Consider the following 24,206-nt stretch of genomic DNA (forward strand, 5'->3'; position numbering starts at 1 on the left):
TGCCATGACGTTGGCTGAGGCGGGTCTCGCGGGTAATGAGCCGTCCATGGCGCATAGATGGCGGCCGCGTCATCGATGACGAGAGAGCCCGGTCGCGACAATACCTTGCCAACGTCCGCCACAAGCTGATGATTGACCGAATGCCTCGCTAATCTGGCAATCGCACATCGGGCCTCACGTTCCGATCAACGCACATCAATGGACGATTGAGCACCAACATGAATAAAGGCTCTCGGATATTTATTGCCGGGCATAAGGGCATGGTCGGCTCGGCCCTTCTCCGGCATCTCGCCAGTCGCGGCTATCACCATTTGGTTACCCGTTCCAGACAGGAACTCGACTTGCTCGATCAGCGCGCTGTGGCCGATTTCTTTGCGCACGAGCGCATCGATGTCGTGCTGCTCGCCGCTGCGAAGGTCGGCGGCATACACGCCAACTCCACTCAACCGGCCTCGTTTCTCTATGAGAATCTCGTCATCGAAACGAATGTCATCCACGCGGCCTTCAAGAAGCGCACGCCCGAGCTGGTCTTCTTCGGTTCGTCGTGCATCTACCCGAAGTATTGCCCTCAACCCATCAAGGAAGAATATCTGCTGACGAGCGCCTTCGAGCAGACCAACGAGGCATATGCAATCGCCAAGATTGCGGGGCTCAAGCTGTGTGAGGCATATAACCGCCAGCATGGGATGCGGTATATCTCGGTGATGCCTACGAACTTGTACGGTCCGAACGATAACTATGATCTGCAGAACGGGCACGTTCTGGCCGCGCTGATCCGAAAGGCACACGAAGCGAAGCTGAACGGACTCCAATCGATCTCGGTCTGGGGATCGGGCTCGCCGAAACGGGAATTCCTGCACGTCGACGATCTGGCGTCGGCGGTATTCGCGTTGCTCGACAGCCATAATGCGGAGGGCATGTTCAATATCGGATGTGGACGCGACATAGCAATCGCGGACCTCGCCCGCCTCGTCTGCGACGTCGTAGGCTTTCAGGGCTCACTGGAATTCGATACCTCGAAACCGGATGGCACGCCGAGGAAATTGCTGGATGTATCCAGGCTATCCGCTTTGGGCTGGACGCCCACGATCTCGCTCAGAGAAGGCATCGCGGCCACTTATGCCGACTTCACGAAGAACGCACAGCGCACCGGGTACGTCGACGCGTGACGCTGGTATTCACGCGAACATAATCAACAGGAATCGAACATGTTTCGCATGGTGGTGGATCAATTGAGGAAACTCCGTCGTAGTGAAACATTCAAGTACTCGCTTGCCGCGCCCAGCCGCGCGATGTTGTTTGCACGGCAGCGGCAGAATCACGGTGTGTTTTCGATCGAGATCAGGGAAAACTGCGGCTTCTTCGCGATCATGCAAATGGTTCTCTTCATCCTTATGCACTGTGAAGAGAACCGCCTGACTCCGCGAATTTCGGCGCGAGGCGGCCTGTACGGCGATGTGAAAGGAACGATCGACTGGTTTTCGGCGCTCTTCGAAAGCGTCCGGCCGGAGAACGGGCACGCCACGTCGCATAAGGTTCGGACATCCACCGTGCGCGATCCGGTTCAACTGGGTTTCCGGCAACGGTATGACGCAGCGCTTCGTCTGCGAAGCGCGAGCGATCTGTTCCGCTCGTATTACCGGCCCGCGGCGCACATCCGCGAAGAAGTCGAATCGACCTGCGCAAGACTCGGGATCAGCGCCTCCACGTTGGGCGTGCACTTCAGAGGCACTGACAAGAAATTTGAAGCGGTGACGCTTCCGTGGGTCGATTTCTGCCGGCTTGTCGATAAGACGCTCATGCTCAACCCGCAATTGACCAACATATTTGTTTCCAGCGACGAGCCGGCTTTCATCGAATTCTTCAGTGCGTGGCCGTTCGAGCGTCCGATCAATGTCGCGCCCGCGAAACTGTTATCCAACGGCGATAAGCCAGTGCACTTCAGCGGTCATCCCGGGCTGGAGATCGGACGAGAAGCGCTGGTATCGAGTCTGCTGCTTTCGAACTGCGGCCATCTTGTGAAGATGCCGTCCTACCTGTCGGCCTGGTCAAAAATATTCAATCCTGACTTGCCAGTGACATTGGCTGCGCCGCCAAAATCCAGAGAGTTCTGGTTTCCCGACAGTCAGATCTGGATTGGGCAAGAGCAGAACATGAGCGGCGTCCCCGCCTGAAGCACTCACCGTTCTCTAAACCGGCGAGAGGTTACTTTCGACGTGCCATACCGCTATAGAGCGGCCTCGCCGTGCGCGGCTCGGCGCGTCTGTTCTCTCGCGATGTGAGGAGCACGGACACGAGTTGAAACGTGACGAGAACGGGCACCACGTAAGCGACCGCGACCATCAATGACCCGCGCAGGACGAACACAACGTAGAACGACAGATAGCATCCCAGCGCTCGCCGAAGCGGTATCGGCGATTCGACCAACGCGTCGGCGCGGCGCGAGAAATAACCCAGTAAGAAACCATAAGCTACGACGCCCGCCCACGAAAAATCGAAATAGCCTTCGGCAGGCAACGGCGCGGAAAGGTTTAGAAACCACATGCTGTAATTTCGCTGCAGATATTCGCCCACCAGAATTGCGGTCGCAAGAGGCTTGTCGGGCCAGACAGTGTGTGGAACGAAAAACAACAGGGAGCCCGCGAGCTGCCTGCCCGCATTGATTCCTTCCCGACTCACCATTTCCACAATGGCTTCCGTATTGGCCCACGCGTCATAGGTCGTGGATGCGAAGTGCTCCTCGAAGAAGCTCTCTATCGTGGCCCAAGAAAGCGGCCACTTATCGATTCTGCTGTTCGTGAACAACTCGGAAAAAGGAAAAAACAGTCCGCTCAAAACGAAGATTGCCCAGAACACTCGGGATGGACTCTTGAGGTGCCGCTGAAACGCCAATGCGAGCAGCGTCAGATAGATGGGACCGAGTGCGTTTCGCTTTTCCGTCAGCGGATTCTGGCAAATGAGTAGCAAGACGAACGCGAAAAGCGCGAGCGCAATCCACACCAGTCCGATTCGACGAGGACGATGCAACACGATAAGAATGAACACGGGCACGATCAGAAAGAAAAGCACCTTCGCGCGAATCATGTCCAAAGGGGTGACGTCGATTCCATCCAGATCGCCGGCCTGCAGTTGGCTGGCAAAATTGAATGCGCTCATCGCAGCCACGACGCAGATCGCCAGAGCCGGAATAAGCGCCGCATAACGGATCGTCAATGGTTCCGAAGCGCGGGCCGTCGACGCTTGAATCGTGCGCGGAAGAAGATGTCGCGCGCCAAGGTAAGTGACAATGAAAACGATAAATATGAGATTCGCATGCAGCGCCGAAGTGTCGTCGAAGGGCATCGTATTCACGAGCACTTGCGCGTCATGCGCCAACTGAAGAGCCGGTGCGAGTATCAGGAAAGTTATCTCGAACACCACGACAGATGCGTCCGCAAACGACGGCTTGCTGTCGAACAAGTGCATGCCGAGGTGAAAGAGGACCACGCCAAGCAAGAGAACGTGAGACACGAGCATCAGCGGGCTATGCCCGGGACTCATCCCCAGGGTATAGAACTCGGCCGCGAACAGGAAGATACCCAATGCAAGATATGAAACCACGTTCGCCGGGCTTTTCATGTGGCCGCCATGTCGTTTGTTGAGCGCGCTACTGGCTGCATACCAGACTTACGGGCGAGCGCGCCGATCCTCCGCCGATGTATAACGGGTCCTGCGCCGCGCCTACCGAGACGATCGATGTGGTCGACGTTACCTGTGCGACTGTGGCTCCATTGCGGATAATGGCGAAGCTCGGTACGCCGGAGACCGCCGGAACACGGAATACGTTCAAGCCCGCCACGCCATTCGACGTGTGGTCCGTTCCGCCGGAGGTTATCCGCAAGACAGCGGGCGCGGTCAGGAAGGCGACCATTTCGATGTCGTTGACGACTGAGCCCACGCCTTCTTCGACCATCGCGGTCTCCGGCGTCGAAGACCGGCCCGGCGTAAAGATCTGCCTGCGATGAAAGTAGAGAATGCTATCCCGAACGATCGGCGGCGGATTTCCGGTCTTGGCCCATTCGATGTAGTAAGCCGCGAGATCATAGAAGGCATACTGCGTACCCACAGAGGGCGAGACGTGAGTCGATTCCGAGTAGTCGTTCCAGGTGACGAGCTGCACGTAGGCTGGATCTCGCGACGTCACCTGAGACCACTGCGCCCGAAAGAGTGCGGAATTCTGCGCTTCCCAGAACACCGAGTCTTTTGGCCGTGAATCCTGAGGCGCGACGGGCGTCATGATATCTGCACCGAACGATTCGAGATTTGTAAGCGCCTGATCTTCCCAACCGCCTTTATCGGTCGATTCCGGCACCGTTCGAACGCCCCAGAACGAAAAGGAATTCGTGATTGTGCGAAAGTCGGCGGATTTGGCGGGATCGAGGAGAATGGGAATCAACGTGACGTTCACGCCTGCAGCCGCAGCTCCGCGAATCACATCCGACCAGAAATTCTGGCTGACGTTCTCCGCGTAGAACGGCGCAATTGCAAGGCTTCCGTCGGCCATTCGATACGCGTTCTTCTGCCCTGCAATGACACGTATGGCCGCGACCATATCCGACACACTGACACCATCGAGCGCCGCCATATCCGGTTCGGCCAGAATCTTGAAGTCGGGCGCGACATGCTGTGCAACGGAATAGACCCGCATCACGTCGTCCCATAGCGAGCCGCTGTTGATTTGCAGAAGGTCTACGCCGAAGCCGTCTATGTCAATCTTCCTCGCGCGCAGTATCTCCACGGCCAGGGCGCGCTGCTTATAGACGTTAGTGGTGTAACGGGCCAAAGGTAAGGGCCGGTCGCGCAGATAGCCGCCAACGCTCGCGTATTTGCTTCCTTCACCGGAGCGATTCAGATACTCCGTGCAATAGTAATCGGAACGTGCCGGAAGGTTATCGATAGAGAGAGGAAATGGAGTGAAGTAATGAGCAAATACAATAGGTCGACGCCCGGTTCCTATGAGCGCAGTGCTTATCGTGAAAGGCAATGCCGATGCCGGTGATTCCGTATCAACGATCGACTGTGCGTTTTTCTGCAAGGCGGTCCATTGGGCGCTGGTAAGATCGGCGGCGCGCGTCGAAGTCGACGCCACGGAGACCACCGAGGCCAGCGCAAAGACCGCTACAGCGCGACGGGATCCGTCATGACACCCGCGGGCTGCGGCGGCCCGGCCGACGCTACACATTTGCAGATCGTTCATGTCTCGTGAAGTCCCGATGGACGAGGCGCGATGCCGTCGCGAATCGCGTCGCGTTGCGTGGTCAGTGAAGCGCCGCCGAAGGCGCTCGGCGAAGCGCGCGAGTTGCCGGCCGTCGAAGACGACTCGGCGCCGACGACGGGGGCGGCTGTCAGCGCGTTATGTTTTCTGCGGCCCAGGGTATTAAGCACGGCCCCGGTTACCCGAACGCCGATCGATTCGAACGCGTCGACGCAAGCTGTCAGATCGGCGATTCTCGATAAATTCGCTCGCGCGACAATGAACACACAACCCGCCTGCCGCGCCATGACGAGCGTCTCGGCCGCGCTGAGCACCGGCGCAGCGTCAAGGATGACGAACTGGTAACGCTCGCCAACCGATGTCAGCGATTTTCGTAGTGTATCCCTCGAAAGGCTGGAAGGTACTCCGTCCGTTCGCACTCCGCTCGGCAATAAGTCGAAGTCACCTTCGGAGCCGATTCGAACGACCTCGTCGAACGTGCTGCGTCCGGAGATAACATCCGATAGCCCGGGCGCAGATCCGGCGTTTCGCCTCTTGGATAAGCGTCCCGCGCGCGCGTCGGCATCGATCAAGAGCACGCGCGCGCCGCTCTGAGCAAGTTGAGCCGCGACTTGCTCCGCTACGAATGATGTTCCCGTCCACGCATTGACCCCGCTAAAAACCGCAATGCGAGAACCGGACTCGAGCATCTTATGCTCGAAGATGGCAGAAAATCGACGCAGGCTCTCGATCGACGGCGCTCTGGATGTGGTATTCGCGCCTGCACGAGCAACGTCGATACCTTGGCGATACGATGCGGCCCCTGCTACGTTTCCGAACGCGCCACTCACAAACACAGGCAAACCCGTGCGCCGCTCGATATCATCGGGACCGTCGATTTTGCCCGACCATGCTTTTCTCGCGAGCGCGAGCAGAATTCCCAGAAAAGCGCCGCCAACAATTCCGAGCACAACAATGAGCAATCGCCGTGGCTTTATCGGATCTTCAGGAAGCGTGGCGTCGTCGATCAGTCGTACTTCATTCACCCGGCCGGCCTTGATGAAGCGTAACTGCTGCATGTTCGCCAGCAAGCCTGCGTAGAGTTGATTGTTGACGCTGATATCGCGTGAAAGCCGAAGCGCCTGTTGCTCGAGTTCCGGCAACATTCGCGCTTCGGCTTCCAATTGCGTGGCACGCGCGCTCAGTGTAGTGATTTGCCGATCCACCGCAAGCACCGTGCTGTCGTCTTTCGTGAACCTTCGCAGAAGTTCCTGCCGTTGCACTTGGAGATCCGTCATCTTGGCCTGCACGTCGGCCAGCTGTCTGATGACGACGTTCGCTTGCTCGCTAAGATTGACTGAGCCCGTCTCGTTCTTGAACCGGCTGAACCGGTCCTCCGATTTCTCTATCTGACCCTTCAGTATCGGCAGTTCCGTGCTCAACGCCTCCATCGATTTCTGTGCGTCGGCGCTTCTTCTCGCCTCTTCACTCGCGACATAGGTCGTGCCGATTGCATGAAGTATGTTTCGAATGAAAACCGGATCGGTGCCTTCCAGGGATGCGCTAACGATATTCGATTCTTTCCCTCGCTCCGTGACGCTCAGTCTTTCCTGAAGCTTTTCGACCACTGCCGATCGCGATAGCCGCCGAAGATCGAAAACCTGACCGGCACCTCCAGGAAGCGCATCGATCTTCAACGCGATCGCACCGCGCTTCGTCTCGAAGTTTTCCAATGTCGATACGTTGCCCTTAAAAGTCTCCCCGTCGGGGGTTAAAAGACGATAGTGTCCGTTGCCTTCCGACACTACTTCCAGTGCCTTCTTGCGCAGGCTTTCGGGCACTTCTGCAATCGAAGCCAAACCCGGTTGAACGCCGCCTACCTCGGCCTCGCCGGTGATTCTGCGCCACGCGGCGCCTAACTTCGATTGCGCGCGAGTCCAGATATCGCGACGCGGAGTGAGCGAGATGTCCAAATGCATCGGTGCGATAGCTGATTCCAGCACGCTGCGCGACGTGATCTTCTGGACTTCGGCTGCAGCGCGAGGCTTCACCGCGAACAGTGACGACACATCTTCGAGCGAGCTTCTGCCCGACGATTCGGGAGGCTCCTGAACCTGCAGCAATATGCTTGTTTGATAGATCGGCGTTGCGAGGATCGCGTACTCGCACGCGACGCTGCCAACGATTACGGTCGTCCCGACGATAACCTTATAGTTGCGCTTCAGAAACCGTATATACGATTCCGTGACCGTTTCCGCGCTATCGCCACGTGGCAAGGCAACGTCGTCTGCGAAGTCCTTAGTCATCTGTAGCGCTCCGGCAATCGTCAGAAAGGAATGCTCGTATAGCCGATCCAATACTCCACCCGCTCCGACAGCCTTGAATGTAGCCAGCCCGCCGCTGCGCCGGCTTGCTTGACCGAATGTGGCAAGACATTGGCGCGAACGGCATCGTGGTTGAAGACGTTACTGCGCTTTCCTGCCGGTCGTTCGCTTATGCGGAAGTCGCACCTTTGTCGTCGAACACGCTCAGATGCGCGAATATGCGCTTTCTGAACAGGAACAGGTACACGCAGTAGTCAGACACCAGGCTTGCGATCACCGTCGACCACACCACCCAGGCGACTTCATGGAATGTGGACACGAGCCAGAATTTGAGCGACAAGGCGAGCGCACAACTCACACACACCGCGACCAGTTGTGATTTCAGCTCGCCGACGCCGTTTAGAAAGATGCCGAACGCATTGCCGAACGCATCGACTACCGACATGACCGCAACCGCGCAGAGCAGCGCGACGGGAATACTAAGGTGGTTGCCGACCCACTTGCTCAGAAGCCACGAGGAGGCGGCGAATATCGATCCGCTGGTCACGATGGCGATAGCACCGGTGCCGAGCATCGACAGCTTTAACGTCATCGACAGGAAATTCGTGTCGCCCCTCGCCTTCGCATCGGCATAGAGGCCCCACAGCGGCACCGTCAGCATCGAGATCCCGACAGTAAGGAACTGGAACAGACGCTGTGCGACGGCGAGCTTCGCGACTTCCGTCACGCCCAATAACTTTGCGACGATGAGCGCGTCGAAGCCGCTTGCGCACATGACGCCGACCTGCAGTCCGAAAAACAACGATCCCATGCTGAGGATCTTCTTCGAATCAGTCCACATCGTCGAGTGCGTCCCACCCGAAATCAAGCCGAGCAATCCTTGTCGATTCAATCGCACAACGAGACACGACGACATGCAGATCTGAATGCCATAGGTGACGAACAAGAGCCACGGAATGGATGCTTGACGCAGACAACACCAATACAAGAGCGGCAGCGATATCAGATAACCGATCGAGCTGACGATATGCTGTTCCCAGCCTCTTTGAAGGCCATGACATACACGCTTCACTCCACCGAGAGGAATGTTCAGGCAGGTTAGAACGAGAAAGAGCGTCGCGGCCACCAGCGTTTCATCAGCGGCGTCAGCGCTATGGCCGAAGACGAGGCGCAAGTCGAATATGTGGAGCGCAGCGTACAAACAGATTCCGCAAATCGCGCCGACAGTGCCGAGCAGCCATACCCCATGTGTGATCAGCTCACGAATGCGCCGAGCATCTTCATTCGCTCGCGCCCCTGCAACGAGATTGAGAAGCGCATTGCCTATGCCGAAGTCGAGCATGGCGAGCGTTGCAGCGAGACTCGAGAACGTCATCCATACGCCGAAACGTTGTTGCCCCAGATACGGCAGCGTCCACGAGACGGATGCAATCAGGACAATGAACGCCAGGCCGGAACTGCAGACGTTGCACGCGATCGTAAGCGCAGCTCGCCGATATCGATCCCTGTCGCGTCCTTCCGATCTGCCGACGCCGAATGGCAACATTTCGAACAGACGCGAGGACATCGCGAAGAGGGCACGGCGCGAGGCGGCCAAAGGTGGTGGCATCGCTCAGGCTCTGTCGAGCATCGCAAGCACGCATTCGATCTTCGTCACGTCCATGCCTCTCCCCGGTGGTTTCACGCCCGACGCGATCCTGCGGAAATTGGCTGCTCGCGGCACACGTTGACCCGTGAACTACCTTCGCACGTGCACGAAGCATAGGAGCGCACGCCTGGCCGATGACGGAGTTGACGGAATATGCCATGAGGTTGGCCGAATCGGGTCGATGTGTCGGGAGAGCGCTCACACCTCGCCCTGTCTCGGCCAATTCCTTGCCGACATCCGCCTTGCATCGGTCAATGAGCTGTGCGCGACTAGTATGGCCTGTTGACGATCCACCGCGTGCCGTGTCGGCTTGACACGCGACTTACGACCGGAGAATCAAATGGCAAGCTTGCCTTTCGACGCCGCAGAATCAGGCCTCAATGAAGAGGCGATCGAGCACTCGTCGCCTGACATTTCCGCTCGAGCTGGCTTATCGTGGAGCCAGACGGAGAAGGCGCTCTTCACTCGCGAATTCCTTTCGGTCAATCCCGAACAGGTAGTCGCAGAGCTGAATCAAAAAGGATACTTTGCGTTTCCTTCCGCCCTTGCACCAGCGGCCATCGAACGCATAGAACATGATTCGACTGCAACGAAGCTGGGCCTGAACGTCAACAAGGTCGCCGGTGTATTCTGGGAGAAGCAATACTATCTGACGAACCTGCTCGCCGTGTCGAAGACCTTCTACGACTTCGCGACCTCATCATTTGTTTTCAGGGTCTGCGAAGGATATCTGGGCGACAAGTTCAGACTCAAGGCGCTGAGATACTACGAAACGTACGGCGGGCACCACATGCAGTGGCATACCGACAACAAGACCGACAAAGCCTTCGCTCATATTCCCGGAATCATCTTTATCTTCTATGTCTCCGATGTCGACGACGGCGAGTTCCAGTACATCGAGGGCTCGCATCTCTGGTCCGGGGAGAAGGCGTATAGCGACTACACGGATGAGTTCATCGCGGATAACCTCGCGTCGGACGTCAAGAGCTTCAAGATGCTGCGCGGATCGCTCGTCATTTACAACACCTACGGCATCCATCGAGCGAGACCCGTAACCGACAAGAACTTCGTCAGGAAAAGCGTGTTCTTCCAGGTTGACAGTGAAATACAGAAGTCCGAGCCCATCATCGTGAACACGGAATTTATTTCGGAAGTGAATGAACGAACGTCGATGTTCCTCGGATTCGGACAGCCCTCGGAGTATGACGTCTTTCCAAAGACCTCGATGAACACTGCGCCGCTCGATCGAACGATGATGTCCGTGCTGGGCGAATATCTTTTCTTCCGCTTGACACGCGCGGGATTCGCTAAGCTGCCTCGGGGTCTGCAACCGCTGATCCGCAGGTTAGCCGGAAAATGAACCGACTCTGCGATCAAAGGCCCGCTGGCCGCGAAGCCAGCGGGCCCAGTCGACACTCGCATGTGCGCGCTTATTCGTGATGTTCCAGCGCACGGTATCCGGCTAGGGTGATCAGAGCATCGCGCTTCGCTATCTGATAATCGGACTGCACCATTTCCTTGACGAGCGCTGGAAAAGTCACCGTTGGCGCCCAACCGAGTTTCGCGTGAGCATTCGACGGATCGCCCAGCAGGGTCTCTACTTCCGTCGGCCTGAAGTAGCGAGGATCGACACGCACAATCACGGTCCCTGGCGCGACACGGCATTCCTTGCTGGTGATCCGCTCCACGATCGCGACCTCGTCGACACCGCTGCCCTCGAAGCGCAGAACGATACCGAGCTCCGCGGCAGCAAGTTGCACGAATTCCCTCACACTGTATTGCACGCCGGACGCGATCACGAAGTCCTCCGGCTCGGGCTGTTGCAGCATGAGCCACTGCATCTGAACATAATCGCGTGCGTGTCCCCAGTCGCGCATTGCGCCCAGATTGCCGAGATACAGGCAGTCCTGCGATCCGATTGCGATGCGAGCAATCGCGCGCGTGATCTTACGCGTGACGAACGTCTCTCCACGAACCGGCGATTCGTGGTTGAACAGAATGCCGTTGCACGCATAGATACCATAAGCCTCGCGATAGTTCACCGTGATCCAGTACGCGTACAGCTTCGCAACGGCATACGGGCTTCGCGGATAAAAAGGCGTGGTTTCCCGCTGGGGTATTTCCCGGACCAGCCCATATAACTCGGATGTCGATGCCTGATAAAAGCGAGCGCTTTTCTCGAGACCCAATATGCGCATCGCTTCCAGTATTCGCAGAGCGCCCAGACCGTCCGCGTTGGCCGTGTATTCGGGTTCCTCGAACGAGACCGCTACGTGACTTTGCGCGGCGAGATTGTAGATCTCGTCCGGTTGAACGCGCTGGATGATACGCAGGATGCTCGAAGAATCGGTGAGATCGCCGTGATGCAAATGAAACCTTCGCTGCGCTACGTGATCATCTTCGTAAAGATGGTCGATACGGTCGGTGTTGAAGAGCGATGAACGGCGTTTGACGCCATGCACCTCATATCCTTTATCGAGCAGGAATTGAGCGAGATAGGAACCATCCTGACCGGTTATTCCGGTAACAAGCGCGACCTTATTCGGCATCGTTTCTTCTCCTCTTATGCCAAGTCACATGCGAACAACAATCTCAGGGTCTTGATGCCGCTTTCTTCAACGCCGTAACTCACGACCGCGGTTCGAATCGAACCTTGTCGTGATCGCCCATGTAAGGCCCTTGTTTCACCTCGATGAAGGCCGCGTCCTCGAGCATTTCGAAGCCGTGACCGCCCGCGGACAGCAATATGACGTCTCCGGGCCCAAGTGTCCGGCTCGTCACATAGTGCAGGTTCGCACCATAAAGATCGACGCGAACGCGTCCTCTTTTGATCAGCAGAACTTCTTGCGTCAGCTTTACTTCACGCGCCATGATGTTATGCACATGCGCGCATATCTTCGTTCCGGCGGCATGCTCCATATGCGCGAGTTGCTGCGAGTATTCGCGCGGCGTGAAAAAATTCACGCCTTCTCTCGAGAAGGAAGCACGGATGATAAGGGCAAGTGTGACGCCGTCGTGAGCGATGATATCGACGCTTTCTTCAACCCCAATGTCCTGCTCGGCCGAATATACCCTCATGATGTGTCCCGACTGGAGAATGTCCGAGATGGACGCGCTTTGAAACGCGTAGCAGAGGCCAGAACGCGCATCGTCCGTAACTGAAGCTTAGCGCCCGTTGTGATTCGTCTCTCGTCAAGTGACGGAATCTGGCAAGGTGTTGACCGATTCGCGTCGCGGCTCCACCCTTTCTCGTCATATAAGTCGCGCATGCGAAGGTCGCGCGCACGAACGCACGTATCTTGCCTCGATCATTAGGCGCGGCCGTCACTCATCAGCGAAATATATTTCCTGGCCGCGCGAGATACATGAAAGCGGTCGTCGAAGCACTGCCTCGCAGCTGATCTCATCGCATCCTTTTCATGCTCCGGCAAGCTCGTCCATTGCATGAGCAACCGAGTGATGCCGGGCAGCGTATCCACATCGACGAGGCCCGCTCGGTCCGCCACGACTTCCTGCCAGATTCCGACCTTGTCGGTCAGTAGCACCGGCACGCCGCATGCGAGCGCCTCGGCCACCACGACGCCGAAGTTCTCCTGATGCGAAGGTAAGACCATGACGTCCGCCGCCCGCAACAAGGACCACTTGTCCGCGCCCGTCACCATATCGATCCAGGTGATTTTCCTGGCAAGCCCGAGTTGTTCGGCTTCACGACGCAGCTTCGCCGCGACGCCGTTGTTGTCAGGCCCCGCGATAACTAGTTGATAATCGTTCGCGGCGTCTCGCAGATCGTGAAAGGCGCGAATCAACAGGTCGCAGCCTTTCTTTTCATGGAGCCGCCCTAGAAACAACATCAACTTCTTGTCATTCGAATGCCCCGACGCGCGCCACTTTATAACCTCTGCCTTTTCGATCAAAGGTGGCGGCACGGTGCCGATCGTCATGGTGTTTTCCTTGGCGCGATATAGCGGGAATGCTTTGCGCGCCAGGGTTCGCTCGCTATCCGTAGTGAAAAGAACGCCTTTCGCGTTGCTCAGGACGTGTCGTTCAACGAATAACCAATAGACAAGCTTCTTCGCGAACTTCAGTAGATGGCCTATGTTGAACCATGGATCCAGCATTCCGTGCGGCATGACGAAGTATGGAATCTTCCGCGGACGCAGCGAAAACACGGCCGCCGCGCTATGAAACTGCCAAATGCCATCCACGACAATCGCGTCATATTGGCTGCCGTGCTCGATCAGCCAGCGAACGAGGCGGAAGTTGAACGAGTATTTCCCTGCATGGTGTCCAAGGCGGACCACTCGATCGAACACAGCGTCATCTGACGTGTCGGCATGGGCCGAAGGATCGAGACAGACGATATCGACCGTGTGTCCAAACAGCCGCAGTTCTGCAGCGAGCTTCTTGATTGCCTCCGCCGGACCGCCACTCCTTGCCTCGATAGACGGAATGATGTGGAGCGTTTTCAAAGACGTTCTCCAGTGAGCCAGGACGCATGCGGGAGCGGCAATGTTCGTCGACACCTTTCGACAGCCTCGTGCAACGCCCCGGAAAGGCATCGTAGCGCCGCGGATGCCCGGCAAGGTCCGTTGGCGGAAATCATCAAGCTTTTGGCCGGGCATCCGCGTGCTGAGTCCGCGGCGATGGCGGGCGCGGTCTCACTCATCGGTCAGCCAACGTCTTGCCGTCATCCGTCATAACGGGTCGCGCGGATATACGGCAGCCTATCGTTAGACCAGCCCACGATAGACGATCCGATATTGATCGTGTCGCTGTGAACGCAACATGTCCTTTCTTCTGCGGGGAACTCAAGATATGTTGTTCAAGAGAGCCGCTTCGAGCACTACCTATCAAAGTGATCTGGCAGTTCCCCGATTCGCCCATCGCCGCGTTGAAACTCGTGAACATGCGAGCGGCGCGGATGTCACCGGCATCGGCTTTCATGTCCGGCCGATCCGGATGGTGGTCTTTATCGAACTGGACAATTCAGTAGGCGGAGGATTTCAGCAAGCGACGAACGCTGCGCTTCTGGCCAAGCGCCTGCCGCCCGAACTCTGTAACGTGACCTTCATCACGACGCGCAGGTCCGCGATCGAAGAACTGCATCGGGTTGGAATCGATGCTCGCTATCTTCGCGTTCACCGCTGGCAAAAGCTGCTTGCGCGTTTCCATGTCATGTGGCGCCTGCTCAATCCGCCTCAACTATTCAGAAAGCACGTGTACTTCAATTGGCTCGACCGGTCTTTACGGGAAATGGGCGCGGACCTCGTCTACTTCACGGGTCCGTCCTATCTGGCTCTCGTGACTGCACATTTCAGCTATCTCTTTACGGTCTGGGATCTGGCGCACCGCGATGAAGTGGACTTTCCTGAAGTTCGCTGTGGCGGCGAGTTCGAGCGCCGCGAGCAGATCTATCAACTTGCGCTGAAGAAAGCGACCGGTGTCGTAGTCGATTCAGAAGCGGGACGCGATAACGTGATCCGACGATATGCCGTCGATGAGGAAAGAGTTCATGTGATTCCCTTTTCTCCCGCGATTGGAACGCAGTTGTCCGAGCATGAGCTTGATCATCCGGATCGCTTTATCGACATCAAGGCAAAGTATGGCCTGGATTGCGACTACGTCTACTATCCCGCCCAGTTCTGGCCGCATAAGAACCATGTCTATCTATTGCGGGGATTGCGCAGCCTGGAGGATCGCTTCGGGATCAGGGTCGGCGCCATATTCTCGGGGCGCGACTTCGGCAACCTGGCTCATGTACGCTCAGTGGCCGATGAGCTCAGGCTGGCGGACCGAATCCGCTTTGCAGGCTTCGTGTCCGATATCGAAGTGACCTGCCTCTATCGTCAGGCGGTCGCATTGGTGATGCCCACGTATTTCGGGCCCACGAACCTGCCGCCCTACGAGGCGTTTCAGCTTCGCGTGCCCGTGCTGTATTCCGACCTGAAGAACCTGCGAGACCAGATTGACGACGCGGGGCTTCTCATCGATCTTGTGAACCCGGACAGCATGGCCGATGCACTTCGTGAGCTCATCATCGACCCCGACCTGAGAATGCGGCTGATCCAGCGAGGCAAGCAGCGCATCGAATCCTTGACGGACGACCGCAGGCTGTCGGTGCTTCGTCATGCACTGGAGACGTTTCGAGTGCGCCGTATGTGCTGGCAGCCCTCTCCGAAGATGTCCCCGATTGGCGACAGTTAAGTCGGTCTGTCCGCACCGCCAATACCTGAAACGTGCAACGACTGCTGGGAGAGCTTCCAAATGGCGTCAGAACTCCTCACCGACAATGCGGTGTCGAACGCGGAAACCGTTGTCCACGACGTCAAGGACGAGCACGCTGCCAATCGCGTCATCGATCTGAGCCGAGCAGGAAAGGGCAACTATGAGAAGGCGCGATCGACGCTCATCGAAGCACTATGGTTTGTTGTCGAAGCCTGCGTCGTCAATAACAAGCTCAACCCGTTTTCGAATGTGCGAGTGGCGTTACTCCGTCTCTTCGGCGCGAAGATAGGCGTCGGTTGCCGCTTCCTGCAACAGCTTCGCGTGAAAGCACCGTGGAATCTCGAAGTGGGCGATCACTCATGGTTCGGCGCCGATGTGTGGATCTATAACCAGGCGCCCATCCGCGTCGGATCGCATGTGTGCATTTCACAAGGCACGTTCCTCACAGCCGGCTCGCACGCAATGAGCACGACGATGAATCTGAGCGTTGCACCGATCGTCATTGAAGACGGCGTGTGGATCACGGCGAATTGTGTCGTGCAAATGGGCGTGACCATCGGCCGTTCGGCGGTCGTTACACCGCTTTCCGTCGTACATCGTTCGCTCGAGCCCGAAGGCGTTTATGGCGGCAACCCATGCCGCTTCATTCGCAAGCGCTTCGATTGAAAGTCAGCGCGTTCGGCGCGCCGACTTTTCAGTTTCAACCACATTGGGTGGCTCGATGAAAGTGCTGATGATCTCGCTCAACTACGCCCCGGAAGTAACCGGGGTTGGAAAGTATTCTGCCGAGCTGGCGGAATGGCTCGCATTGCGCGGACATACGGTACGCGTAATCACCGCTTCTCCGTATTATCCGGAATGGCGCGTTCGCGCCGGCTATAACTCGCACACATACGTGACGGAACAGCTCAACAATGTTTCGGTGATACGCGTGCCCTTCTGGTGCCCGAAACGCCCTTCGGGCTTGAAGCGCATATTGCATCTGATGAGCTTCGCACTCTTCTCCATACCCGCCGCGGCAGTGCAAATCGCGTGGCGTCCGCAAGCCGTATGGCTCGTCGAGCCGCCCTTGTTCGCGTCGCCCATGGCGCTGTTGGCAGCGCGCATCGCGAGTGCATCGTTCTGGCTTCACGTACAGGACTACGAGGTCGATGCCGCTTTCCGGCTTGGAATCCTGAAGGGCCGTGCGGCGAAGAAGCTCGCATCGTCCGCTGAAAAATGGCTGATGTCGCGCGCCGACGTGGTCTCCACACCTTCAGCCGCGATGACGCGACTGGCGGTGCAAAAAGGCGTCCTATGCGAGAACGCTTTTACATTTCCGAATTGGGTCGACATGCAGCATGCACAATCGGACAGCGCGGACAACTCGTATCGCGCGCAACTCGCTCTCGGTCGCGGCGTGCAGGTCGTACTTTATTCCGGCAATCTGGGGCTCAAGCAAGGTCTGGAAGTTATCGCGGATGCGGCAAAGCTTCTCGCGTGGCGCGAGGACATCATGTTCGTGATCTGCGGTGCCGGGCCCGCAAGATCGTTCCTGCTCGATAAGGCCCGCGACTTACCCAATGTCAAATTCCTCGATTTGCAGCCTAAAGAGCGCTTCCACGAACTGCTCGCGCTCGCGGACATGCATGTTCTGCCGCAACGCGCCGATGCCGCCGATCTCGTCATGCCATCGAAGCTCGGCGCCATGCTGTCGAGCAATCGGCCGGTTATCGCCACGGCGAATGAAGGCACCGAGCTATGGGACGTCGTGAATTCCGTCGGCCTCGCGGTCGAACCCGAGTCTCCAACTGCATTGACTAAAGCCATACTTCGTCTCGCCAATGACCGCTCGCTTCGTGAGCGTCTTGGTGCGCTCGGCCGACAATACGCGGCATCGAATCTCGCCAAGGAATCGATCCTTCTGCAATTCGAGGCGCGTCTGCGTAGTTCGGTCAAGGCCAAACGAGGTGTCGGCGATCAGGCGCCGACAACCTGAGCGCTTCGCTCTCAGCGCTTATTCCGGCTTCGTGCGCGAAATTCGGTTGGGGACATCGAGAATTCCTTGCGGAATAGCTTCGACAGTCTCTCTCCGTTGCTGAGGCCCGTTCGACGGGCGATCTTGTCGACCGGAAGATCGCTATTTTCGAGCAGCTTGCAAGTGAGATCGAGCCGCGCGCGAAGCAGATATTTCGAAGGCGTGACGCCGATCTCGCGCTTGAACAGACGCAGGAAGTTGCGCTCGCTCATCGAAGACATGCGCGCTGCATCGACGACGGATATCGCCTTTGCGCAGTTCAGCACGAGCCAACGCGCCGCCGCGCGCGCCTTCTCGGCCAGCGTCGTGTCATACATCTCTTCGAACGCCGCCTCGAGCGACAAGCCTCCGCCCGATTCGAGACGGTCCGCGACACGCATAGCCAGATCGGCGCCCAAGTCCTTCTTGACGAATGCAAGCGATGTCATCAATGCCTGATCGCGTTCATGCTCTGATAGGGTTTTGGTCGCCGAACTGGGCGGAATATCCTGCTTCATCGAAGGCCAGTCCCGCGGCGTAACGCCCGCGGCCGACAAGAGCATGTGCGCGTTTCCCATCGCGGTAATGGTGACGCTCTTCCCGCTCGCGCGTCTCAGGAGCTCCATAAGATTGTCGTCCGAGGACGCGCGTGCCACGCCGCTGCCTCCTGCGACGAAAAGGTTATCGAGACTATCGAATTTTCCTCCAGCGAGTTGTTCCGTCCACACGGACATGGAAGCAGAACACGAGACCGTACCCCCGCGAGCCGATACCAGATTCACGCGATATTTCAAAGAATGATTCGCTGCTTCGGATTGCAACTCGTTCGCCACATGCAGCGCTTCGGCGAGGGTGCCTGCGGCCAGCAAAGAGAAACCATCGTATAAAACAATGCCGATGTGCTTGATTACCGTCGAATCATGCATCGCATACGCGCAGTCGCCAGCGACGGACGTAGCTTCGAGGACGTCAGTTGAGGTTGACATCGCGGAGCCTCCAATTCGTTGCGTTAGTGTTATTCCTTCCGAACGAGCGTGTCGACTGTGGGCGTCGTTTAACTTTTGGGAGTCACCAGGCGTTCTCACAGACGCAGGTTACAGGTAAGAAAAAATTGCGTCGAGGCAACGATAAAAATAGACATCCATATGAAAAAACTTCTTAATCGCTCGCGGCGTTGAACGGATACGCACGTTCGTATGGACAGACGGCATAGTCGTGGACGGTACATTTGCAAACGCCGGCGTGATCGCACTCGCAATCGTTTGCTTTCGTAGCGTTTCGCGAAGTTAGGTGAAGAAGCGTATTCGCGCAGTGCCGAGCAATACAAAAACGGGCGCGAATTCGCGCCCGCCTCTCGCTGGAAGTATCTTTACGTATGCAGCAGAATCAAAAGCTATCTCGCGTTGCGTTCAAATCATATGTTATGACGAGCGTGCGTCGATTGATTCGCCAAAGGCGAATGCGACGTTTCGCGAAAAGTTCTCCATGAGCAAAGAGCCAATTCGCATCACGCGCGGTCATGCATGCCGGCATTGGCGCGTTTGATTCTTTTCTGCGAATCGGCGGCAGATGGCATCGGCAATGAACTAAAGCGCTGGCGTATTACGGACTACTCCGGCGTGCCACGCGCCTCGCAGGAACTCGGGAACCGTGCGCTCTCCTGCCTGATCCGTTCGCAATGCCTTGACCAATGGACGAGGTTATCCATCGCGTGACTCATCACTTCGATAGTTCCGTGATGTTCTTCGAAGGAGATTGTCAGAGCGACGTGCGAGGCCGATAGCCGCTCGGCTTGCCCTGCAATCTGCGGCTCACCTTGAGCGCGAACAACACAGGCTTCGTGATGTGCGGACGAAGGATGGCATGCTTGCGCACATACTTAGGAACGTACCACTGAGATCGCGTGCCCGCGTAAAACAATGCGGCGTGTCCCGCGCGCAGCGTGCGCGGTTCCTGACCTTCGGCGGTAATGATGACTTCGCCTTCGATCACATAGATGGTCTCGTCTTGCTCGAAGTACCAGTTGAAGCGGCCGGCGGTGCAATCCCAGACCCACGAGGAGGTCGTCGTGTCGAGACTTTGCGACCATCTGCCACTGCGGGCGACAGGATTGCCTTCGAGTATCCATGCGGGGTCGATCGGATCTGGTTCGAGCAACACATCGTCTAGACGTACGGACTCGAAAACGGGAGTTGGCATGAAGTCTCCTTATGGTGCGGCTTGATCGGTCATCGAAAGAGCGGGAGAGAGTCTGCGCTCGCTCATTCAGCAATCTGGCTCCGTCAAGGTTTCGGCGCCTTGCGCATTTACAGACAAAGAGGCAAGGAAAACGTTCATCATTAACATTACATTCTGTAATGTTTGGCAATCTTATACAGCACGCCGGAATTGCGCAAACGAAAAGCCGGTGTTTTGTATGAGCCAACGCACATACATAGTTCTTGAATCCTAGCCTCGATCTAAGGCTGGTTTGATAGCTCGCGCGGGTGAGGTGATCGAACGCGAGAACGGCAGTCGCCGAAGTTATCGAGCGATTGCCGTTCTGCCTTTGATTGACGTGTAGATGCTTCTGATCGCCGCCGATCGATCGACGGAGGGCATCTCAATGATGATCGAAGCAGAACTTTGGCGGGCTTCATAGATACTCCGTTTGAATGTATGGAATCAGCAAACTGCAAGCACATCTTACGAAAGCAGAGTTAGCTGGGGAATTATCCAATTCAGCCGAAGTGTTGACGCACGCACAGCCGGAAGTTAGCGATGTCCATGCCGCTTGATGAACTCCATCAAGGCGGCAAAGGCAGGGGGTATTGAAGGATCGGCGGCCTGAAGGTGAAGCGTATCGTCGCCATCGACATGGATCCGATAGGTGCGGCCGTCCGGAACAGGTTTCGTTGCGCGTGGTCTCGATGCGCTCGCCTCGGCACGCGCCGCCACGACGAGATGCGCGAATGCAACGCCATCGTCGGGCGAAAGATCCTTCTCGTCGAGAACGATCGGCCGTGCAAGTCCGGGAAAGGCAGCTAACCCGCCATCGGTCGTCAGCTCCGCGTGCATTGAAGGCTCCCACGACGATTGATGTGAAGCGCAGCCCGCGCACACCAGCGCCGCGCCCGACAACAGGAGCGCGGCGAAGATGCGAGCGCGCGCACGATCACAATACACCGACTTCGTGCCATCCCTTCTTGACCGCCGATGCCTCCGCGCTGCTCGCGCCATATAGCCTGCTCGCCGTAGTTAGCGTCAGCTTCGCGAATGTCTTAAAGGTCGCGGTCGGCTTGAGGTGCGAGTCGGTCAGCGTCTCATACCAGATTCGCCCCGCCTTCTCCCAAGCATATCCGCCGATTTCAAGAGCGGTCATGCAGAACGCCTTGTTTGGAATGCCTGAGTTGATATGCACGCCGCCGTTGTCCTGCGTCGTGCGAACGTACTCGCTCATGTCGGCGGGCTGCGGATCCTTTCCGAGCCTCGGATCGTCGTAGGCTGTGCCGGGATTCTTCATCGAGCGAAGCGCGACGCCATTGACGCCCTTCGCGAGCAATCCCTCGCCGATAAGCCAGTCCGCCTTGTCCGCCGTCTGCTTGTGCGCGTATTGCTTGATAAGCGAGCCGAACACATCGGATATCGACTCGTTCAGCGCGCCCGCCTGCGTCATGTAATTCAGGCCGGCGGTATGTTCGGTCACGCCATGCGTCAATTCGTGACCGATGACATCCAGTGCAATGGTGAAGCGGTTGAAGAGCTCGCCGTCGCCATCGCCGAAAACCATCTGCTGCGAGTTCCAGAACGCGTTGTCATAGTCCTTGCCGAAATGGACGGTGCCGATGAGCGGCATGCCCGCATCGTCGATCGAATTGCGATGAAACACCTCCAGATAGAACTCGAAGGTCGCACCGAGACCGTCATAGGCTTCGTTGGCGGCATCGTCTTTTACGGGCTTTGCGCCTTCGGTACGAGTGACCGTGCCGGGCAACGTTTCAGTTTCGTCGGCCGTGTAGATCGTGCGATGCGCGGAAGGCGCGGCGGCAGTGGGCATCGGCGCTGCGCGCCGGACTGCGAGCGTGGCCTCCACGGCACGGAAGGACCGCATCGTGTGATCCTTCGACAGCGTGTCGATGGCGATCTCGCGCTGCTTCGCGTCGCCATGCTTCGCGATGTGCTCCAGCATGTGCGGCGGCAGAATGCAATAGATGGAGTGAGGGCGTCCGGGTTTCAGGCGAGTGCACATGATCGTCTCCTTGGCGAATCGAATCGATGGATTGAGCGCGGCCACGACGAAAATCTAGACGATGCCTCCGAATAGTCAATAGATGCCCTTCTACCATTGCCAAGCGTTATGTCGATCCTCGCGAACCGCTTCATTCCGGCTTCCCGTTCATGTAGATCTCCTTAGCTTTTTTTCGTGCCAAGAGACGCGAATGTGCGATAGCGAACATTGCATCGACGTCTAGACGTCCGGTCTCGTGCATGCATGGCGGTATACCCCATGCATGCGGCAAAACATCACTTTGTTGTCCAGCGCACCGAAGGCCAGAAACGAAAGGAGGTTAAATCTTGCAAAACGTGCAATGAGAACCTCAACAAATGCGCGACCTAAATAAAACATCGAGCGGCCCAGGGATTCAGTGCGTTGCCAATATCGCTTCTTACCGAAGCGAGCGCCTATGCGTCGGTAATTTTGGAAGTGGGGCCGACGCATGACGCCGATCGTCTTCGGAGGCCGCTTCGGGTGGCTTCACGTCGGCCATGGAAGCCACGGCGTCGTGCTATGCAACCCATTCGGGCATGAGGAAGCGTGGGGCCACAAGGCCATGCGCTATCTGGCCGAAGAGCTTTCCCGACGCGGTATTCCGGTCTTGCGCTTCGACTATCTGGCGACCGGCGATTCAGTCGGCATCGATCATGAGAGCGATCGGGTCGATCACTTCATCGCGGATATCGGCGCGGCTATCGAACGTTTGCGACAGGAAACGGGCGTAACGAAAGTCACGCTGTGCGGCTTGCGTCTGGGCGGCACACTGGCTGCGCTGGCATCGCATCATCCGCTGGTGGATTCGCTCGCGCTCCTCGCGCCCGTGGTCAACGGACGCCACTATCTGCGCGAACTCACCGCGCTGCGACAGACGTGGGTCGAAAATCTTCCCGTCGTCGTGAGAGCGGTGCAGGTCGATTCGCCATATCACGTGCTCGGTCAGGTTTATAGCGAAGCGTTTCGCAGCCGCCTGAGCGGGCTCGATCTCGGCAAGGCGATGAGTCATCAGTCCGCTCTGCCCAAGCGCGTGTTCGTGGCCGACTTGCGGCCGGGCGCGAGCCGGTCGCTATGCAACGTATTGCTCGATCGAGGCGTCGACGTGCAGACGGAAGCCTTCGACGACTACTTCGAATTCATGCAGGAGACTGCATCGTCGGTCCTGCCCGAGAAGACGCTCAAGCGCGCGGCGCAATGGATCGCGGAGGGCGTGGCCGAAGGCATGGCCCGCGATCTCAAGCCGGCCCGCACGAGAAAGGCAGCGCGCCCGAGCATGAGCGACGATGCGATCATCGAAACGCCGGAAGCGATCGAGCGCCCGGTGATCTTCGGCGCTGCAGGACTCTTCGGCATCTTGTGCGAGCCGCGCGACGGACTGCCGGGCGGCCCTGTGATCGTCATCACGAATACAGCGGGCAGCGTGCATCAAGGCGACAGCCGGCTGTCCGTCCGCATGGCGCGGGAGATGGCACAACGCGGCATCGCATCGTTGCGCTTCGATGCGCGTGGCATCGGCGACAGTCCCGCACGTTCGCCGGATGGCACGCACGACACGGTTGCGTCGATTCATGCGCAAACCACGATCGAGGATGTCGCGACCGCAGCTGCATGGCTCAAACGCAAGGGCTACGATAACGTCGTTGTGTTCGGCATCTGCTCGGGTGCATATAGCGCGTTGCGCGCGTCGTTGATCGAGCCGGCTATCGGCGCTGTCATCGCCGTGAATCTGCAGCGCTTCCATGTACCTGAGCATCTGACGCTGCAAGAGCTCAGAGCGCAGCGGCGCAACACGATGGCGCGTCTCGGACCCGCGATCCTGAAGCCGCAAAAATGGTGGCTCGTGCTGAGCGGCAAGCGCGGACTCAAGCCGATCCTGAAAGCTTTCGCATCGAATGCGGCGGCGCGGCTGCAATCGCAGATGCCCGGCGTGACGCGCAAGAAGGTCGTTCAGGCGGATCACGGTTCGCTCACGGATCCGCACAGCATCGTCCATGCGCTCGAACGCAAAGGCGTGCGCACGCTGCTCGTGTACGGCGCAGGCGACGAAGGTCTCGATCAACTGAACGCGCATTTCGGCAGGCACGGCAAGAAGCTGTCTCGAACGACGCGCGTCCGGGCCGCCGTGTGCGGTGATGTCGATCACGCGCTCTACGACACGCGCGCGCTCGCCACCGTGATCGCGATGTCCGACACCTTCATCAAGGATCTGAAGCCGGAAAGCGCGCCGGTCATGGAACCCATTGCGCCGCTCGGTGTTTCTCCGCAGCTCTAAGCTGATCTTCATGTCATCGACTCTGATACGGGACGCGGCTCGTCCGCGCACGCGCGTCCCGTATCGTTGACCACGCTGTTCGTCGGAATCCGACAAGTCCCCGCCCTCTGTTTCTCTGCGGCCCACACTTCGGCCTCGCCTATTGCGGATGGTTTCGGCGCGCAAATCGCGCTTCCACCCCGCAATCCCTTTCCTATCAGGCCGGCGAGTTAACCGAACAGATCCTCTAGTAGCCGCTGGCACAGCCTTCGCATATGTA

At 57.8% G+C, this 24,206-nt stretch carries 18 protein-coding genes; 7 read left to right on the forward strand and 11 right to left on the reverse strand.

Annotation, left to right across the window (positions count from 1 at the left end):
- Window positions 1-218: 218 nt before the first annotated feature.
- Window positions 219-1,169, forward strand: a complete 951-nt coding sequence (locus tag QCE49_RS18155; RefSeq protein ID WP_250458847.1) for a GDP-L-fucose synthase — start codon at window positions 219-221, stop codon at window positions 1,167-1,169.
- A gap of 39 nt (window positions 1,170-1,208) precedes the next feature.
- Window positions 1,209-2,174: a hypothetical protein gene (locus QCE49_RS18160; protein ID WP_250441348.1), complete on the forward strand. Its 966-nt coding sequence runs from the start codon at window positions 1,209-1,211 to the stop codon at window positions 2,172-2,174.
- Between the two features lie 31 nt (window positions 2,175-2,205).
- On the opposite strand, the gene QCE49_RS18165 is transcribed toward QCE49_RS18160, so the two are convergent.
- The 4 genes from QCE49_RS18165 to QCE49_RS18180 form a co-directional block, all read right to left on the reverse strand.
- On the reverse strand, window positions 2,206-3,618 hold the full coding sequence (locus QCE49_RS18165) for a hypothetical protein (protein WP_250458740.1): 1,413 nt from the start codon (window positions 3,616-3,618) through the stop codon (window positions 2,206-2,208).
- A gap of 28 nt (window positions 3,619-3,646) precedes the next feature.
- Window positions 3,647-5,236 (reverse strand): endo-1,3-alpha-glucanase family glycosylhydrolase, encoded by a 1,590-nt coding sequence (locus tag QCE49_RS18170; RefSeq protein ID WP_051996383.1) that lies wholly within the window; start codon window positions 5,234-5,236, stop codon window positions 3,647-3,649.
- Window positions 5,233-7,539: a GNVR domain-containing protein gene (locus QCE49_RS18175; protein ID WP_250458737.1), complete on the reverse strand. Its 2,307-nt coding sequence runs from the start codon at window positions 7,537-7,539 to the stop codon at window positions 5,233-5,235. The genes QCE49_RS18170 and QCE49_RS18175 overlap by 4 nt, the downstream gene beginning before the upstream one ends.
- Before the next feature lie 187 nt (window positions 7,540-7,726).
- Window positions 7,727-9,154, reverse strand: coding sequence for a polysaccharide biosynthesis protein (locus QCE49_RS18180; RefSeq protein WP_309806250.1), 1,428 nt, complete (start codon window positions 9,152-9,154; stop codon window positions 7,727-7,729).
- 391 nt (window positions 9,155-9,545) lie between these two features.
- On the opposite strand from QCE49_RS18180, the gene QCE49_RS18185 reads away from it, so the two are divergent.
- Window positions 9,546-10,565, forward strand: a complete 1,020-nt coding sequence (locus tag QCE49_RS18185; RefSeq protein WP_250458733.1) for a phytanoyl-CoA dioxygenase family protein — start codon at window positions 9,546-9,548, stop codon at window positions 10,563-10,565.
- Between the two features lie 70 nt (window positions 10,566-10,635).
- Here the strand turns inward: QCE49_RS18185 and gmd are convergent, their stop codons facing one another.
- The 3 genes from gmd to QCE49_RS18200 all read right to left on the reverse strand — a co-directional run bounded on the left by gmd (window position 10,636) and on the right by QCE49_RS18200 (window position 13,674).
- A complete protein-coding gene (gmd, locus tag QCE49_RS18190; RefSeq protein WP_175980257.1) occupies window positions 10,636-11,754 on the reverse strand; it encodes a GDP-mannose 4,6-dehydratase in 1,119 nt (372 codons plus the stop codon).
- A 79-nt stretch (window positions 11,755-11,833) separates the two neighbouring features.
- On the reverse strand, window positions 11,834-12,283 hold the full coding sequence (locus QCE49_RS18195) for a hypothetical protein (protein WP_250458723.1): 450 nt from the start codon (window positions 12,281-12,283) through the stop codon (window positions 11,834-11,836).
- Between the two features lie 233 nt (window positions 12,284-12,516).
- Window positions 12,517-13,674, reverse strand: a complete 1,158-nt coding sequence (locus QCE49_RS18200) for a glycosyltransferase (RefSeq protein WP_309806252.1) — start codon at window positions 13,672-13,674, stop codon at window positions 12,517-12,519.
- Window positions 13,675-13,990: 316 nt separating this feature from the next.
- On the opposite strand from QCE49_RS18200, the gene QCE49_RS18205 reads away from it, so the two are divergent.
- From QCE49_RS18205 to QCE49_RS18215, 3 genes are read left to right on the forward strand one after another with little or no spacing between them, the layout of a single operon-like run.
- Complete coding sequence (locus tag QCE49_RS18205) at window positions 13,991-15,409, forward strand: glycosyltransferase family 1 protein (RefSeq protein ID WP_250458718.1); 1,419 nt, start codon at window positions 13,991-13,993, stop codon at window positions 15,407-15,409.
- 60 nt (window positions 15,410-15,469) lie between these two features.
- Window positions 15,470-16,096 (forward strand): DapH/DapD/GlmU-related protein, encoded by a 627-nt coding sequence (locus tag QCE49_RS18210; RefSeq protein ID WP_250458716.1) that lies wholly within the window; start codon window positions 15,470-15,472, stop codon window positions 16,094-16,096.
- Window positions 16,097-16,151: 55 nt separating this feature from the next.
- The gene (locus QCE49_RS18215) at window positions 16,152-17,408 is read left to right on the forward strand and encodes a glycosyltransferase WbuB (protein ID WP_175980261.1); all 1,257 of its coding nucleotides are present in this window, start codon (window positions 16,152-16,154) and stop codon (window positions 17,406-17,408) included.
- Window positions 17,409-17,419: 11 nt separating this feature from the next.
- On the opposite strand, the gene QCE49_RS18220 is transcribed toward QCE49_RS18215, so the two are convergent.
- From QCE49_RS18220 to QCE49_RS18235, 4 genes are all read right to left on the reverse strand, one after another.
- Complete coding sequence (locus QCE49_RS18220) at window positions 17,420-18,511, reverse strand: GlxA family transcriptional regulator (RefSeq protein WP_250458714.1); 1,092 nt, start codon at window positions 18,509-18,511, stop codon at window positions 17,420-17,422.
- Between the two features lie 673 nt (window positions 18,512-19,184).
- A complete protein-coding gene (locus QCE49_RS18225; RefSeq protein WP_250458712.1) occupies window positions 19,185-19,625 on the reverse strand; it encodes a cupin domain-containing protein in 441 nt (146 codons plus the stop codon).
- A 555-nt stretch (window positions 19,626-20,180) separates the two neighbouring features.
- Window positions 20,181-20,546, reverse strand: coding sequence for a protealysin inhibitor emfourin (locus QCE49_RS18230; protein WP_250458699.1), 366 nt, complete (start codon window positions 20,544-20,546; stop codon window positions 20,181-20,183).
- Window positions 20,547-20,580: 34 nt separating this feature from the next.
- Window positions 20,581-21,654 carry a M4 family metallopeptidase gene (locus QCE49_RS18235; protein WP_250458688.1) on the reverse strand — a complete coding sequence of 358 codons (1,074 nt, stop codon included), beginning with the start codon at window positions 21,652-21,654 and terminating at the stop codon, window positions 20,581-20,583.
- A gap of 469 nt (window positions 21,655-22,123) precedes the next feature.
- On the opposite strand from QCE49_RS18235, the gene QCE49_RS18240 reads away from it, so the two are divergent.
- Window positions 22,124-23,947 (forward strand): serine aminopeptidase domain-containing protein, encoded by a 1,824-nt coding sequence (locus QCE49_RS18240; protein ID WP_250458686.1) that lies wholly within the window; start codon window positions 22,124-22,126, stop codon window positions 23,945-23,947.
- The last annotated feature ends 259 nt before the right edge of the window (window positions 23,948-24,206 follow it).

The organism is Caballeronia sp. LZ008, assembly GCF_031451435.1.
GTDB classification, from domain to species: domain Bacteria; phylum Pseudomonadota; class Gammaproteobacteria; order Burkholderiales; family Burkholderiaceae; genus Caballeronia; species Caballeronia zhejiangensis.